This is a genomic window from Streptomyces sparsogenes, assembly GCF_001704635.1.
GTDB lineage: Bacteria > Actinomycetota > Actinomycetes > Streptomycetales > Streptomycetaceae > Streptomyces > Streptomyces sparsogenes.
Genome location: NZ_MAXF01000186.1, coordinates 20,185 through 35,838, shown reverse-complemented (window position 1 = coordinate 35,838; position 15,654 = coordinate 20,185). Strand labels below are relative to the sequence as shown.

Here is a 15,654-nt window from a genome sequence, read left to right as displayed (position 1 = left end):
AGATCATTTGACGACAGACCCTAGACGTGGATGCCGGGGAACGTGAGCACGTCCCGCTGCTGCTCCGCGAATTCGGCGTACGTGGTCCGGCGCAGCCGCTCGTCGCGCTCGTGCCGCAGGCCCGGGTCCTCCAGCTGTTCCTGTTCGCTCAGCGCGTGGGACGCGTGGACCATGGCCCGGGTGCGCTCGCGGCGCCGGTCCTCGTAGCCGCGCAGGGCGGCGGTGAGGTCGTCGGCCCCGGCCAGGGTCCCGGCCAGGACGACGGCGTCCTCGATGGCCATCGCGGCGCCCTGGGCGAGGCTGGTGAGCATCGGGTGGGCGGCGTCCCCGAGGAGGGTGACGCGTCCGTCGCCCCAGTGCTCCAGGAAGGCGCGGTCGCGGGCCGGGATGGCGATGATGTCCTCCTCCGGCGTGGCCCGGACGGCCGCCTGGACCTCGTCCGCCCAGCCGGCGTAGGCCCGGACGATCTCGTCCTTGGTGCCCCGCCAGTCGGCGGCGCGCTCGACGGGCATGTTCTTGGTGCCGAACCAGTAGGTCTGCCCGTGGCCGATGTCCAGCAGGCCGAACCGCTGCCCGCTTCCCCAGTAGTGGAGGACCGACCCGGCCGGGAAGCGCGGGTGGCCGAACGGGACGATGGCGAGCCAGCACACGTATCCGGCCTCCCGCACCGGTTCCGGGCCGGTGATCTGGTGGCGGATGGCGGAGTTGATCCCGTCGGCCCCGATGACGATGTCGCCGTGGGCCAGGCTGCCGTCGGCGAAGCGCACGGTCGCCCCGTCCGGGCGGGTCTCGTAGCCCACCGCGGCGGCGCCGAGGGTGATGGGGGTGTCCCCCACCGCTTCCAGGAGGCCCTGCTGCAGGGCGCTGCGGCTGATCACCACGGTGGGCGGCAGGCCCAGCTCCTCGCTGAGCTCGGGGATGGGGAACCAGGCGATGTGGTTGCCCTCGGCGTCGTTGACGCCGAAACGCCGGAGCACCTGCCCGCGTTTCTCGAGCCCGAGGTCGATGCCGAGGGCCTCCAGCGCGGCGCCGCCGTTGCTCAGCACGCCGAGGCCCGAACCGGCGGCCTTCAGTTCGGTGGCGCGCTCGTACACCTCGACGTCGATGTCGACCTGGCGCAGGGCGGCGGCGAGCGTGAGACCGCCGATCCCCGCCCCGATGACCACTGCCTTGGGCCGGTGGGATGTCATGAGGTTTCGGTGTCCCTTCGGTGATGGGGTGAGGGGTGCAGGATGGCGGCGACGGTCTTGGCCACGTGGGCGACGCCGGGCTCCTCCATCATGGAGAGGTGGTCGCCGGGAATGGCGATCACCTGGATGCGGCCGGTGGTCATCCGCCGCCAGCCGTTGGTGGGCTCGGCGTGCAGGCTGCCCGCGGCGCCGTGCATGGCCTCGAGGATCGCGGGCAGCGGCTCCTCGGCCCGCAGCAGGACGAGGTCCAGGTCGGCGGTGTCCGGCCGGTAGTTCAGGGTGGCCGTCCAGTTCGCCCGGTAGAGGCCGAAGAGGCGCCGGACGACGGTCCCCGAGCTGTCGGCGGGCAGCACGCCGAGGTCGGCGGCGCACCGCGCGATGTACGCGAACTTCTCGTCCAGCGTGGTGGCGTCCTTCGGCATGTCCCCCAGGGGCGAGGCACCGCCGCGTACGGGCCACAGCAGCTCCCAGAAGAACCAGCCGAGCAGCGCCTCGTCGGTGTACAGCTCGCGCAGCCGGGGGTTGAGGGTGACGGTGTCCAGGATCAGCACCTCGGCCCGCTCGCCCGCGGCGCGGAGCCGGCGGGCCATTTCGAAGGCGACGAACCCGCCGAAGGAGTAGCCGCTGATCCGGTACGGCCCCTCGGGCTGGACCCGTTTGACCGCGGCGATGTAGCCGCGGGCCATGTCCTCGATGGTGTGCAGCGGTTCGGTGCCGGGGTCGGCGCCGGCCGCCTGGAGCGCGTACAGCGGCTGCTCGGGGTCGAGGTGCCGGGCGAAGGGCAGGAAGCACAGCACGTTGCCGCCCATGGGGTGGACCAGGAAGAGCGGGGTCCGGTCGCCCGACGGGTTGAGCGGCACCACCGGGTCGAAGGGGGCCGGTGCCGCGTCGGCGGACCGCAGCCGGGCGGCCATGGCGGCCACGGTCGGCGCGGCGATGAACTCCGACAGCGGGATGACGGTGCCGAAGCGCTGCTCCAGCGTGGCGATCAGCCGCATCGCGGTCAGCGATGTACCGCCCAGCTCGAACATGCTGTCGTGGGCGCCGACCTCGGGCAGGTGCAGCAGGTCCGCGAGGATCTCGGCCAGGGCCCGCTCCAGCGGGCCGCGCGGCGCGGTGGTGTCGTGGCCTTCCGGCGCCTTGAGGGGCACGGCCCGCAGGGCGGCGTCGTCCCGCTTGCCGCTGGGCGTGGACGGCATGGCCGGGAGCCACTGGACGTAGGACGGCACCATGTAGTCGGGCAGCGTTTCGCGCAGCTCGCCGCGGAGCGCGCCGGTGTCCACGGCCGCCGGGTCGCCGGTGAGGAACGCCACCAGGACGGTGTCCGTGCCGGGGCGGGCGTGGGCGACGACGGCGGCTTCGGCGATGCCGGGGTGGCGGGGGAGGAGGTCGCGGATCGCCAGCTCCACCTCGGCCGTCTCGACGCGGAATCCGCGGACCTTGACCTGGGTGTCCGCCCGGCCGGTGCAGACGATCCCGCCGCCCGGCAGCGCGAATCCGAGGTCGCCGGAGCGGTAGAAGCGGCCGGGGGTGCCGGGGAGCGTGACGAAGCGCTCCTTGGTCAGATCGTCGCGGCCCCGGTACCCCCGGGCCACCGAGGCGCCCCCCAGGTACAGCTCGCCCGTCACCCCCGGCGGCACGGGCCGCAGCCGCGCGTCCACCACGACGACCCGGGCGCCGTCGACGGCGGTGCCCACCGGGGGGAGGTCCGGGAAGTCGGCCGGCGGCCCGGTCAGGGTGTGGCGGGTCACCACATGGGTCTCGGTGGGCCCGTACTGGTTCTCCAGCACCACCCCGGGCAGGGCCGCGCACAGTCGGCGGATCTCGTCGGTGATCCGGAGCTGTTCGCCGCTGGAGACGATGACGCGCAGCGCGGCCGGCGTGACGCCCAGCGCCTCGGCGGCCAGCGCCAGCTGCTGGAGGGCGATGTACGGCAGGAAGATCCGCTCGACCCCTTCCCGGTGCAGCAGCCGCACCAGGGCCGGCATGTCCCGGCGGGTCTCCTCCGGCACCAGGCGGAGGGTGCCGCCCGCGCACAGGGTGGAGAAGATCTCCTGGAGGGAGACGTCGAAGCTCAGCGGCGCGTACTGCAGGGTGACGCCCGTCGAGGCGCTCTCGGCGCGGTTCTGCCAGGAGACGAGGTGGGCCAGGGCGCGGTGGGGGATGTCGACGCCCTTGGGCCGGCCCGTGGACCCCGAGGTGAACAGGACGCAGGCGGTGGTGTCCGGGTCGAGCGCCGGCAGGGGAGTGGTGAGCGGGTCCCCGGTGGGCGGCTCGGCGATCCGCTCGAGCGGGACGAGGGGCGCGGCCCGGCCGAGGAGGGCCTCGTGCCGGGCGGCGGCGACCACGAGGACGGGCTCCGCCTCCTCGATCATGGAGCGCAGCCGTCTGGCCGGGTACCCGGTGTCCAGCGGCATGACCGCCGCCCCGGCCCGCATGATCCCGAGGATGACCGCGATCACCTCGGGCGACCGGTCCGCGGCGACACCCACGACGGCGCCGGGCGTGACGCCCCGGGCGCGCAGGCCGTGGGCCACGGCCGCGGTCGCGTCGGCGAGCCGCGCGTAGGTCCATCGCTCGTCCCCCGTCGCCAGGGCGACGGCCTGCGGGGTGCGGGCCGCCTGGTCGGCGAAGCGGTCCACCGCGCTCCGCGCCGCTTCCGCGGGGGCGGGCAGCGGCCGCGGCGCGGCCGTGAGGAAGCCCCAGCCGGGCTGCTCCAGGGGGTGGTGGACCATGCGGTCGAGGATGCGCGTGTAGTAGTCGGCGAAGAGGCGGACCTGATCGTGGGTCACCGTCTGCCCGTCGTTGTCGAGACGCAGCCAGAGGGACTGGTCGACGGGGTCCGTCACGGCGTTGACGAGGAGCGTGAAGTTGGTCTCCTCGACGGTGCGGAAGTCCGTCAGCTCCAGCCCCGGCTCCCGCAGCGCGTCGGTGAGCTGCTGGAACCGCACATAGTTGAAGACCGTGTCGAAGAGCGGCCCGGCGCGGTGCTCCTCCTGGACGGCGCTGAGCGGGTAGTGGCGGTGGGGGTAGGCGCCCCGCTCGCGGCGGAACGCCTCGCGCGCCGTCTCCAGCCAGCTGTCCTGGGCCGTGTCCACCCGCATGGGCAGGGTGTTGAGGAACAGGCCCACCATGCGCTCGGCATGGGGGTGTTCGGGCCGGCCGTGCGCGATGAGCCCGGTCAGCACGTCCTCGCGCCCGGACAGCAGCCGCAGGGTCAGACAGTGGGCGGCGAACAGCACCGACTTCACCGGCAGGGCCCGCTCGCGGGCGAACGCCCGTACCTCCTCGCCGAGCCGGGCCGGCAGGTCGAAGCGGTGCGAGGCGCGCCCGCCCGCGGCCGACGGGGGCCGGTGCGGGCGGAACGTGCCGATCGACACGGGTTCGCTGCCCGCGAGTTCCGCCCGCCAGTACCGGCGGTCGTCCTCCGAGGCCAGGGCGCGGCGCTCGGCCAGCACGTGCGCGGCGGGCGAGGGCAGGCGGACCTCGGGCACCGGGGCCGGGTGGAGGCCGAGCGCGTGCCCGTAGTCGCGCAGCAGCTCGCCCATGAGGTTGGCGACGCTCGCCCCGTCGAACAGGGCGTGGTGGAAGCTCAGGACCAGGTCGATCGCCGCGTCGCGTACGTGGACCCGCAGCGCGTACAGGGGCACGGTGTCGAAGGCGTACTCGTGACGGCGGCGTTCCTCGACGTACCGCACCACCTCCGCCTCCGCGTCCTGCTCACCGCGGAACTCCCCTTCGCGGAGATCTCCTGCGCGGGACCGCAGATCGACGATGTCGAGGCCGTCCTCGGTGGGCGGGTGCACGAGTTGCAGCGGTTCGGTGAACCCGGCCAGGCCGAAGCTGGTGCGCAGCGCCGGATGGCGCCGCACGAGCCGGCCGAAGGCCGCGCGGAAGCGCTCCTCGTCCCAGTCGCACCGCAGCGTGTAGCGGAACACGTCCTTGTAGAGGGACGAGTGGCGCCGCTGACGGCTGTGGTAGATCAGGCCGAGCTGCATCCGGGTGAGGGGGTAGGCGTCCAGGACCGCGCCCAGCCGCGCCCGGTCGATCCCGGAGACGGTCTCGAAGGGGCGCGGTTCGCCGTCGTACGACGCGGGGTCGAGGACGGCGGAGGGGCCGGCGCCGGCCGGGGACGGGTCGAGCACGGCCCGCGCGGCCAGGTCGGCGACGGTGGAGTGGCGCACCAGGTCGGCCAGGGAGAAGCGCAGGCCGCGCCGCTCGGCCAGGGCGCGGACCCGCAGCATCTGAAGCGAGTCGCCGCCCAGCGCGTAGTAGTCGTCCTCGGGACCCACCGGGCCGCACCGCAGCACCTCGGCCCACACCTCCGACACGATCTCCTCGGCGGCGGTGAGCGGGCGCGCGGCCGGTGCGCCGCGGCGGGCCACCGGCTCGGGCAGCGCCCGGCGGTCCGCCTTGCCGTTGGGCGTCAGCGGAATGCGGTCGAGCGGCACCAGCAGTGCCGGGACCATGAACTCCGGCAGGGTGTCGGCCAGCCGGCGGCGTACGTCCGCGGCGGAGGTCCCGTCCTCGGGGACGTAGTAGCCGACCAGATGGACACCCCGCTCGTCATCGGTGCGGTCCACGACCAGCGCGTCGCGGACGCCGGGCAGGGCGCTCAGGGCCCTGCCGACCTCGCCCGGCTCCACGCGGTTGCCGCGGATCTTCACCTGGTCGTCGAGGCGGCCGAGGTATTCGAGACTGCCGTCGGCGAGCCACCGCACGAGGTCACCGCTGCGGTACAGGCTGCCCTCGCCGGTGAACGGGTCGCTGAGGAACCGCTCGGCCGTCAGGGCCGGCCGGTCCAGATAGCCCGCGGCCACCCCGGCGCCGCCGATCCACAGCTCGCCCGGCACACCCCGGGGCTGCGGCTGCCCGTCCCGCCCCACCACGTACAGCCAGGTGTTGTCGATCGGCCGCCCGATGGGCACGCGGCCCACGGGGCGGCCGGGGTCCCGGGGGCAGTCGTGGAAGGTCACGTCGACGGTCGCCTCGGTCGGGCCGTACAGGTTCACCAGGGCCGGCGTGGCACCGCGCTCCGGGTCGTGGAAGAGCCGGTTGAACCGGTCCACGCGCGCCGCCGACAGCGCCTCCCCGCTGCAGAACACCCGCCGCAGCGTCCGGGTCGCCTCGCGCAGGTCCGGGGTCTGCTCCGCGGCGTCGAGGAACGCGCCGAGCATGGACGGCACGAAGTGCGCGACGGTGACGCGCCGGTCGTGGATGGTCCGGCCGATGACGCGCGGGTCCTTCTCGCCGCCCGGCGGCAGCAGAGCCACGCTCGCCCCCTCGACGGCCCACCAGAACAGCTCCCACACGGACACGTCGAACGACACGGGTGTCTTCTGCAGCAGCACGTCGTCCTCGCCGAGGGGGTACGCGCGCTGCATCCAGGCCAGCCGGTTGACCACCGAGTGGTGGCGGACCCGCACGCCCTTGGGCTTGCCGGTGGAGCCCGAGGTGTAGATCACATACGCCAGATCGGAGCCGTCGGCCAGCGGCTTCGGCGGGGAGTCGTCGCCGTGCAGCAGGTCCGGGACCCGGTGCACCGGCACGCCCGGCGCGGTGGGGAGCCGTGGCGTGGAGCCGTCCCGCGTCAGCACGGCGGCCGGGCGGCTGTCGTCGAGCAGGAAGCGGATGCGCTCGGGCGGATAGCCCGGGTCCACCGGGACATAGGCGCCGCCCGCCTTGAGCACGCCCATCAGCGCGACGAGCAGGTCGGGGCCACGCTCCAGCAGGACGGCCACCCGGTCGCCGGGGCCCACACCGTCCGCGCGCAGGGCCCGGGCGACCTGATTGGCCCGGGCGTCGAGTCCGGCGTAGGTCAGGGCGTCGTCGGGCCCCGGCCCCACCACGGCGATCCGCGCCGGGTGGCGGGCGGCCTGCCGCTCGAAGAGCCCGGAGAGGGTGGCGTCCCGGGGATAGTCGACGCGGTCTCCGCGGCCCTGCCGGATCAGCTCCTCCCGCTCGGCGGCCGGGAGCACGGGCACCGCGGACACCGGGCCGTCCGCCCGGTCCACCGCCTCTTCGAGCAGGTATTGGAAGTGCCGCGCCATCGCTTCGACCGGGAAGTCGTCGTCGAAGACGTCGGTGGCGTAGCCGAGGTCGAAGCGGAGCTCGTCCGCGCCGTCGAAGTCGAGCACCACCACCGAGAGGGCGTCCTGCTCGTGACAGGGCGACTCCATCGTCGTCTCGAGGCGGACGCCGGGGCCGGGGTCCGGGCGGTCGGCCCGCAGATAGGACAGGGTGACGTCGAACAACTGGCGGCTTCCGCCGTGGACATCGCGTAATCCGCGCACCACGTCCCCCAGCGCGGCCCGCTCGTGCCGGCGCAGCGCACGGGTGGCGGCCCGGGTACGCTCCACGATCTCGCGCAGCGGCCTCCCGTCGTGGGCGGGCAGCCGCAGGGGCAGCGTGTTCGCGAAATGCCCGACGGTGTCCGCGAACTCCTTGGGCCGGTTCAGGACCGGAACGCCCAGGATCACCTCCTCGGTGCGGTGCACCCGGGACAGATACGCGCCCAGCACGGTGGCGGTGTAGGGGAACAGCGGCAGTCCGGCGTCGCGGACGCGTGCCGCCCAGGAACGGTCCAGGGTGAAGGAGAAGCGCGCGCCCTCGCGGGGGGCGCCCGCCGGCTTCCTGGGGAAGAGCGCGGGGACCGCGTCGGCGAGGGCGGAGCGGTGGGCCTCCAGGTCGGCCGCGTTCTCCTCGGACCCCTGGTAGGCGAGGTCCCGCGCGGAGAACGAGCGGTACGAGGGCGCGCTGTCGCTCGCGGCGTGTCCGCCCGCCGCCCTCGACGCGTAGTCGTCGAGGATGCGGGCGCTCACCCTGTTCAGCGACCAGCCGTCCAGCACCAGGTGGTGGGCGACCAACTGGAGGTGGGTGACGCGTGGGCCCTCCACCAGGATCGCCGCCCGGACCATGGGCCGGTCACGCAGCGGCATCGGGCGCTGCTGGAAGGCGCGCACCCGGCGGCGGCAGGCCGCCGCCGGATCGCTCTCCCGCGACAGGTCGGCGACCTCCACGACGGGCGCCCGCGGCTCCACCCACTGGAGGGGTGTCCCGTCCCGCTCGTCGAATCGCAGGCGCAGGGCGTCATGGCACCGCAGGGCGTGCTCGACGCAGCGGCGCAGCAGGTCGCGGTCCACGTCGCCGGTGAGCTTCTCGTGAAAGGAGACGTTGTACTGCGGCGATTCCTCGGACTGTGCGGCGGAGACCCAGATGTCGAGTTGATAGCGCGTCAAAGGGAAAGGTTCGGGCGAAGTCATTGTCACGCTCTTAAGGGAGAGACGATGGAATGCGGCTTCGGGTGGCGCGAAAGAATGAGGGGCCGCGGCACGGGCGCTCCTCGGACGACGGGCCCTAGGGTCCGTCTTCAAAGGGGGCGTCCGGCCGCGAGCGGCGTCTGGTGCGGTGCATCGCAAGGCGGAGGATCGCCCTCGTACTGGGCGTACTCGGGCGACTCCGACAACGCAGCGAGGTGCCGTGCCAGGCGTCGTGAGCAGGGCGCCCCCTTTGACGACGGGCCCTAGTACCAGCGCACGAGTGCGGCGGCGGCGGTCATGCCGCCGCCGATGGCCGCCAGCAGGAGGTGTTCTCCGCGCTCCAGCGGCCGGTCCCGGTCGGCCGCGCACAGCGTGACCGGGATGGAGGCGCCCGCGGTGTTCCCCAGCCGGGGAGCGGTGAGCGGCATGCGTTTCCGGTCGATTCCCGCGATGTCCGCGAAAGACTCCAGCAGACGGGTGTTCGCCTGGTGGAAGATGAATCGGTCGACGTCCGCGAGGCTCAGTCCGGCGTCGTCGAGGACCTGGTGCACGACCTTGGGCAAAGTCGTGTGCACATACTGCCGGATCGCGCGTCCGTCCATCTTCAGGAAATGCTGTCCGGATTCCCGCGCGGCCCGGTCGAGCGGCACCGCAGTGCCGCCGGCCGGCACCCCGACGAGGTGGTGCAGCGCGCCGTCGCTGACCGTCCGCGCGGCCAGCAGCCCGTACCCCTCCGGTACCGGGCCGAGCAGCACGGCCCCCGCCCCGTCCCCGAACAGGCTCACGGTGGTCCGGTCGGTGCGGTCCATGATGGTGGAGAACATGTCGGCGCCCACCACCAGGACGTGCTCGGTGTCCGGCAGCGCCGCCCGAAGACCGTCGGCGACCGCCAGGCCGTACAGGAACCCACTGCACACCGCGTTGATGTCGAACGCCGGTACGGCGCGCAGTCCGAGCTTGTGCTGCACGATGGCCGCCGTGGCCGGCTGGGGGACGTCGGGGGTGCAGGTGGCCACGATCAGGGCGTCGGTCAGCTCCGCGGATCCGTCGTACCGGGAAAAGAGCTGCCGAGCCGCGTGTGCCGCGAGGTCCGAGGTCGCCGTCCCGGCTCTCGCGTAACGTCTCTCGCGAATTCCCGTGCGTTCGTGGATCCATTCCTCCGAGACGCCGGTCCATTCGGCTATCCGGTCGTTCCCGATGATGCGCTCGGGTAAGTGAGATCCGATGCTGATGATCCCCGTCGGCATAAGGAAATCCCGTTCGTCGATGACCGGGCAGCGCGTATCGCGGGCCCGGATCAGGGAAGGAAAACAGGGAATCGCGCTGTTCCTTGAATTTCTTCTCGTCGACAGTCGGCGCAGTTACGGCAGTTACGCGGAAAGGGACGCCTCAGGAAAGGAAGCTTAGCCTGCACCAGAGAAAGCGGCCACTGTGACGTGCGCCACGTCGGCTCTTCCGGTGAACGGTGGCCGGTACTCCGTTTCCGCCCCCGCCGATTTAAACCATGCATTCTCCCATATATTACGGACGGGCCGCCGTGTCATGCGGGAGCGCCTGATTGAGGAGCGCGCAGACTCGGCCGCCAGGGAGAGCCCCTGCGGTGAGAACACCGTGTTCCGCGACAACCGGCTGGTGAACAGCGGCCAGAACATCCGCTGACCGGTCCCGCGCGCCAGGCTGCGCCGGAGACCTTGACGTGATCCAGGCGCGATGCAATGGATGGGAGCGCTCCCAGTTCCCCGCCCCGTTCTCCTCAGCTCTCCTCAGCTCTCCTCAGTTCCTCCCTCGCACCGGTCACCCGACGTCCCTTCCCTGGAGTCGCCATGAGACGGATGAGATCCCTGACCGCCCTGCTGGCCTTACTGGCCGGCCTCCTCGGGATCACGGGCATCGGCCCGGCCGCCCACGCCGAGCCCCGCGCCCCGCTGGCGGCCGGCCTCCACATCGGCAACGGCCGGCTGCTCGAGGGCAACGGCAACGATTTCGTCATGCGTGGCGTCAACCACGCCCACACCTGGTACCCGGGGGAGATCCAGTCGCTGGCCGACATCAAGGCCCTGGGCGCCAACACCGTCCGCGTCGTGCTCTCCAACGGCCACCGCTGGACGAAGAACAGCCCCGAGGACGTGGCCTCGATCATCGCCCAGTGCAAGGCCAACCGGCTCATCTGCGTCCTGGAGGTGCACGACACCACCGGCTACGGCGAGGAGTCGGCGGCCGCCCCGCTCGACCAGGCGGCCGACTACTGGATCGGCCTCAAGAGCGTGCTCGCCGGCCAGGAGAGCTACGTCATCATCAACATCGGAAACGAGCCCTGGGGCAACACCGACCCCGAGGGCTGGACCGCCCCCACCGTCGCCGCCGTCCAGAAGCTGCGCGGCGCCGGGTTCCAGCACACGATCATGGTGGACGCCCCCAACTGGGGCCAGGACTGGCAGGGCGTCATGCGCGCCAACGCGCAGACCGTCTACGAGGCCGACACCACCGGCAACCTGATCTTCTCGATCCACATGTACAGCGTCTACGACACCGCGCAGGAGATCACCGACTATCTGAACGCCTTCGTCGACGCCAAGCTGCCCATCCTCATCGGCGAGTTCGGCGGCCCCGCCGACCAGTGGGGCGACCCGGACGAGAACACCATGATGGCCACCGCCGAGCGGCTGCGCCTCGGCTACCTGGCCTGGTCCTGGAGCGGCAACACCGATCCGATCCTGGACATGACCGTCGACTTCGACCCGGCCAGGCTCACCGACTGGGGCAAGCGCGTCTTCAACGGCCCCGACGGCATCGCCTCGACCTCCCGCGAGGCCACCGTCTACGGCGGGGGCCCCGGGGGCGACACCCAGGCCCCGACCGCCCCCGGCACCCCGACCGCCTCGGCCGTGACGGCCACCTCGGCCACCCTCACCTGGCCCGCCGCCACCGACAACGTCGGGGTCACCGGCTACGACGTGGTCCGCGTCAGCGGCTCCACCGAGACCCGGGTCGCCACCTCGACCGGCCCCCGGGCCACCGTCACCGGCCTGACCGCCAACACCTCGTACACCTTCGCGGTCTACGCCCGGGACGCGGCCGGCAACCGCTCGGCCCGCTCCGCCACGGTCGGCGTCACCACCGAGAAGGGCGGCGGCTCCGGCGCCGCCTGCTCGGTCGGCTACCGGGTGGTGGGGGAGTGGAGCGGTGGCTTCCAGGGCGAGATCGCCATCCGCAACACCGGCACCGCCCCCATCTCCGGCTGGACCCTGGGCTTCGACTTCGCCAACGGCCAGAGCGTCACCAACATGTGGGGCGGCACGCCGAAGCAGACCGGAGCCGCGGTGACGGTCACCCCCGCCTCCTACACCGCCACCATCCCCACCGGCGGCTCGGTCACCCTCGGCTTCACCGCCACGCAGGGCGGGACCAACTCCGCGCCCACCGCCTTCACCCTGAACGGGAGCGCCTGCGCCACCGGTCAGGCCCTCTCGTCGAAGTAGCGCCGCCGGCCCAAAAGGGGTCCCTGAAAGGGGTGTCCGGGAGGGTTGCCCGGAAGGCCGCCCGGAGCCCCTCAGGCCCGGGCGGCCGCCTCGGCGGCGGCGAGCTCCTCGCCCTTGCGCTGCGACCGCTTCCCGTACCGGGCCGTCCACAGGGCGAGGGCGCCGAGCACGGCGTAGATCAGGACCGGGCTCAGGGTCACCATGGTGTCGGTGCTCAGCGTGTAGGCCAACGCGACCCGGGCCCCCGCCTCCAGGCAGTAGGCCACGCCCCAGACCGCCGTCATGGTGATCATGGTCCTGCGGAAGCCCTCGTACTGCCACAGGCCGTTCCACCAGGCGGTGCTCTCGGCGGTACCGTCGGTGGCGAACTTGCGCCCGAAGTAGAACATGAGGGGGCGCGGCGTCAGCAGCGTCACCAGGCACAGCAGCCCGAACAACCCCGTGACGCACGAGTCCTTGACCAGCAGCGCGCGGGTCGAGTGGGCGCCCACGAGCGACACCACGGCGGTGATCACCAGGAACACGAGGGTGACGACGGCGAATTCGTCCAGGCGGCGCCGCCACACGACGTGGACGGCGCTGTCGAGCACCGGCCAGACGCCGCTGGCCAGGAGCGCGGCGAACTCGCTCCAGCCGTGGTCCTTGAGCGCGTGGTACGTGATGATCGGCGCGGCGACGTTGAGGCCGAGGGTGAGGGCCCAGCCGGCGAGAGCGGCGCCCTTGGACCGGGCGGGCGGCGCCGGCCGCTCGAGGGTCGGTGCGTCGGGTTCGGCGGGTCCGGCCGGGGTGGCGGGTCCGGCCGCCGGGCCCGGAGCGCTCCGGGCGTCCGGCACGGCCGCGTCCTGAGTGGTCACAGTTCTGTCCCCCGTGGTGTGGTGCGTGGTGAGTGCAGGCAAGGAGAACATAGAGCAGAGGCATGGCGGGGGACACCGCGGCCGCGTCAAGTGTCCCCCAAATCCGGGCCGGTGGCCGACGGTGCGCGCGGGGTGGTCGCGCGCCCCGTCGGACGGTCACAGATCGAACTCGGCGGGGGGCAGCTCCAGGGCGAAGCAGGCCTCGCGGACCAGGAGCTGCTCGGTCTTGTCGAAGTCGCCGTCGGCGCCGCCGATGACGATGCCGATCTGGATGACGGCCCGCGCCTCGGCGGGCTTCTTCTTCGCCTTGGCGACCTCCTGCAACAGGCTGACCTTGCCGAAGTCGAAGTCGGCGGTGAGCTTGTTGAGGTAGTCGTTGAAGCGGCGCTGCAGGTCGTCCGCGGGGAAGTTCTGCAGCACCTCGTTCGTGGCGATGAGTTGGGCGACGCGCTGCCGCTCGGACGGGTCGACGCTGCCGTCGGCCGCCGCGACCAGGGCGCACATCGCCATGCTCGCGTCGCGGAAGGCCCCGCTCTTGAGGTCGTTCTTCTTCGCGACGAGCTGGGTCTGCATCGTCTGGGCGGAATCCTTGATGCGATCCCACAGGGCCATGAGAACTCCGTACGTGTGGTGTTTCGACAGTGACCTGAAAGCTAGCAGGGTACCGGAAATCCGGCGTTCGGGCCTGGAATGGGTCAGAATCCCTCCATCGCCGCAGGTCTGTCGTGCCGCGCGCATTATTCAAGTCATCGCTTTTCTTCCCCGGGGAATCCCAGCAAGATGGCAGTCATCGGGCTCATCCGGTAAGGAGCAAGAATTTTGCGTTTCAGTGTGTTGGGTCCCCTCCAGGTTCTGTCCCTCGGCCGGCCCGTCGCCTTAGGCGGCCCGAAACAACAGCTTCTGCTGGCGCTGCTGCTCGCCCGCGCCGGCGCCGTCGTATCGATTCCGCAGATCGTGGACACGCTGTGGCCGAGCAGGCCGCCGCGGACCGTACTGGCGCAAATCCACAGCCGCGTCTCCTCGCTCCGGCACATACTCGGTGCGGGGGCCATCGAGACCTTCCCGACCGGCTATTCGCTGACCCCGCCCCCGGGGACGCTGGACGCCGCGGTCTTCGAGGAGGAGGTGGGCCGGGCCGTCGCGCTGCGGGCGGCCGGGCGGCACGGCGAGGCCGCGGCCCTGCTGCGGACCGGGCTCGGCAGATGGCGCGGCCAGTCGGCCTTCCAGCACCTGGAGGGCGAGCCGTTCGAGCGGGAGGCCGGCCGGCTGGAAGAGCTGCGGTTGCTCGCCCTGGCCCACCGGATCGAGGCCGACCTGGAGACGCGGGACGCCGCCGAGCTGGTGCCCGAACTGGCCGGTCTCGTCGCCGCGCACCCCACCCACGAACGCCTGCACCACCATCTGATGCTCGCCCTCGACCGCAGCGGGCGGCGCGGCGACGCGCTGAACGTCTACCTCGGACTGCGGCGGCGACTGGCCGCCGAGCTGGGCACCGACCCGGTCGCGGACGTCCAGCACCTCTACCAGACGCTGCTCTCCGCCGACCGTGTCGCGCCCGCGGCCGGCCGGCGGCCGTGGCGGGCCCCGTCCGCGGCCGTCGCGGCCGGGCCGGACCGCAAGGGCCCCGCGGGCCGCTACGCGAACCAACTCCCCCCGGACATCCCCGACTTCGTCGGGCGCAGCCGGGAGCGGCGGCTGGTCGTCGACGCGCTCATGAGCGGCTCCGCCGCGCCGGTGGGCACCGCCGCGCGCGCCGTCATCGTCAGCGGCATGACCGGGGTGGGGAAGAGCGCGCTCGCGGTGCACGCCGCGCACCTGACGCGCGACCGCTTCCCCGACGGGCAGCTGTACGTCGACGCGTCCGCCGTCCCGCGCGCCGAGGAGGGCCTGCGGAGCGTCCTGGGCCGGCTGCTGCACGGCCTGGGCGTCCCGGAGGACCAGCAGCCCACCTCCTGGGCGCTGCGCCAGGACGTGTACCGCAGCCTCGTCGCCTCCCGCAGGGTCCTGGTGCTCATCGACAACGTCACGGAGGCCGACGACCTGCGGGCGATCCTCCCCACCGGGGGCGGCAGCGCGGTGTGCGTCACGACACAGGTGTCCGCGCTCGCCGTGGACGGCGCCGCCCGGGTGCCGCTCGAGGTGCTGGGCGCGGACGAGTCGCGGGCGCTGCTGCTCTCCGGGCTGCGCGCGGAGCGGTTCGCGGGCCAGGGCCGCCACCTCGACGAGGTGCTGGCGGTGTGCGGGGGGCTGCCGGCCGCGCTCCGGGCGGTCGGCCATCTGCTCGCCGCCCGCCCCCACTGGTCCCTGGAGCGGGTCGCCTCCTCCCTCGCCGCCGTCCGGAATCCGGCGCGGCGGCTGGGCCCGCCGGGGCGCGGCCTGGCCGACGCCTTCGACGAGGCCTGCGGGCGGCTCACCGAGGAGCACCGGCGCGCCCTGTCGACGCTGGCGGCCTTCGAGGTGGAGCGGCTGACCCCGGCCACCGCCGGGGTACTCCTCGGGTGTTCCCGCGCGGCCGCGGCCGCGCTCCTCGACGAGCTGACGGACCGCAATCTGCTGCGTCCGGTGCCGGGCGGGCGGCCGGGGGAGTGGGTTTACGCCATGCACGGGTTGCTGCGGGCGCATCTGCACGCCATGCTTCCGGACTCCGAGTACCTCACCGTCTTCGCCCGCGCGTCACGGGAGGCGCCGTATCTCGTCCGGCGGAGTCCGAAGCGGCACCGGGGCCTTCCGGAAGGGCTGCTGGCGGTCGCCTGTGCTCCCGAATAGGTGAGGGAAACGCCGTACCGCTCTTCTCGGGGCCGCGTGGGAGAAGCGGACAACGCGGATTTTCCCGGTGCCGCGGATTCCGCAGGGAAGCGGAGGTAGGGATTCC

The 15,654-nt window shown here is 72.8% G+C and carries 7 protein-coding genes; 2 read left to right on the top strand and 5 right to left on the bottom strand.

The genetic code is table 11. The annotated features are described in order from the left end of the window. Positions 1-20: 20 nt before the first annotated feature. The 3 genes from BBH68_RS34145 to BBH68_RS34135 form a co-directional block, all read right to left on the bottom strand. Positions 21-1,190, bottom strand: coding sequence for an FAD-dependent monooxygenase (locus BBH68_RS34145; RefSeq protein WP_245738439.1), 1,170 nt, complete (start codon positions 1,188-1,190; stop codon positions 21-23). Beyond that, positions 1,187-8,452, bottom strand: coding sequence for an amino acid adenylation domain-containing protein (locus BBH68_RS34140; RefSeq protein WP_065967652.1), 7,266 nt, complete (start codon positions 8,450-8,452; stop codon positions 1,187-1,189). The genes BBH68_RS34145 and BBH68_RS34140 overlap by 4 nt, the downstream gene beginning before the upstream one ends. A gap of 260 nt (positions 8,453-8,712) precedes the next feature. Continuing rightward, on the bottom strand, positions 8,713-9,696 hold the full coding sequence (locus BBH68_RS34135) for a 3-oxoacyl-ACP synthase III family protein (RefSeq protein ID WP_065967651.1): 984 nt from the start codon (positions 9,694-9,696) through the stop codon (positions 8,713-8,715). A gap of 576 nt (positions 9,697-10,272) precedes the next feature. Here BBH68_RS34135 and BBH68_RS34130 point away from each other — a divergent pair. Further along, complete coding sequence (locus tag BBH68_RS34130; RefSeq protein WP_065967650.1) at positions 10,273-11,928, top strand: cellulase family glycosylhydrolase; 1,656 nt, start codon at positions 10,273-10,275, stop codon at positions 11,926-11,928. A 71-nt stretch (positions 11,929-11,999) separates the two neighbouring features. Here the strand turns inward: BBH68_RS34130 and BBH68_RS34125 are convergent, their stop codons facing one another. Both BBH68_RS34125 and BBH68_RS34120 read right to left on the bottom strand, forming a co-directional pair. Then, positions 12,000-12,782: a VC0807 family protein gene (locus tag BBH68_RS34125; protein WP_245738438.1), complete on the bottom strand. Its 783-nt coding sequence runs from the start codon at positions 12,780-12,782 to the stop codon at positions 12,000-12,002. A gap of 156 nt (positions 12,783-12,938) precedes the next feature. Continuing rightward, positions 12,939-13,394, bottom strand: a complete 456-nt coding sequence (locus BBH68_RS34120; RefSeq protein ID WP_065967648.1) for a tellurite resistance TerB family protein — start codon at positions 13,392-13,394, stop codon at positions 12,939-12,941. 207 nt (positions 13,395-13,601) lie between these two features. Here BBH68_RS34120 and BBH68_RS34115 point away from each other — a divergent pair, with 207 nt between their 5' ends. Further along, complete coding sequence (locus BBH68_RS34115) at positions 13,602-15,548, top strand: AfsR/SARP family transcriptional regulator (RefSeq protein WP_079151387.1); 1,947 nt, start codon at positions 13,602-13,604, stop codon at positions 15,546-15,548. The last annotated feature ends 106 nt before the right edge of the window (positions 15,549-15,654 follow it).

What these genes read in the sequence shown, in the direction of transcription:
- BBH68_RS34145 (WP_245738439.1), bottom strand. Translation starts at nt 1,190, where the DNA reads ATGACATCCCACCGGCCCAAGGCAGTGGTCATCGGGGCGGGGATCGGC.
- BBH68_RS34135 (WP_065967651.1), bottom strand. Translation starts at nt 9,696, where the DNA reads ATGCCGACGGGGATCATCAGCATCGGATCTCACTTACCCGAGCGCATC.
- BBH68_RS34130 (WP_065967650.1), top strand. Translation starts at nt 10,273, where the DNA reads ATGAGACGGATGAGATCCCTGACCGCCCTGCTGGCCTTACTGGCCGGC.
- BBH68_RS34120 (WP_065967648.1), bottom strand. Translation starts at nt 13,394, where the DNA reads ATGGCCCTGTGGGATCGCATCAAGGATTCCGCCCAGACGATGCAGACC.
- BBH68_RS34140 (WP_065967652.1), bottom strand. Translation starts at nt 8,452, where the DNA reads ATGACTTCGCCCGAACCTTTCCCTTTGACGCGCTATCAACTCGACATC.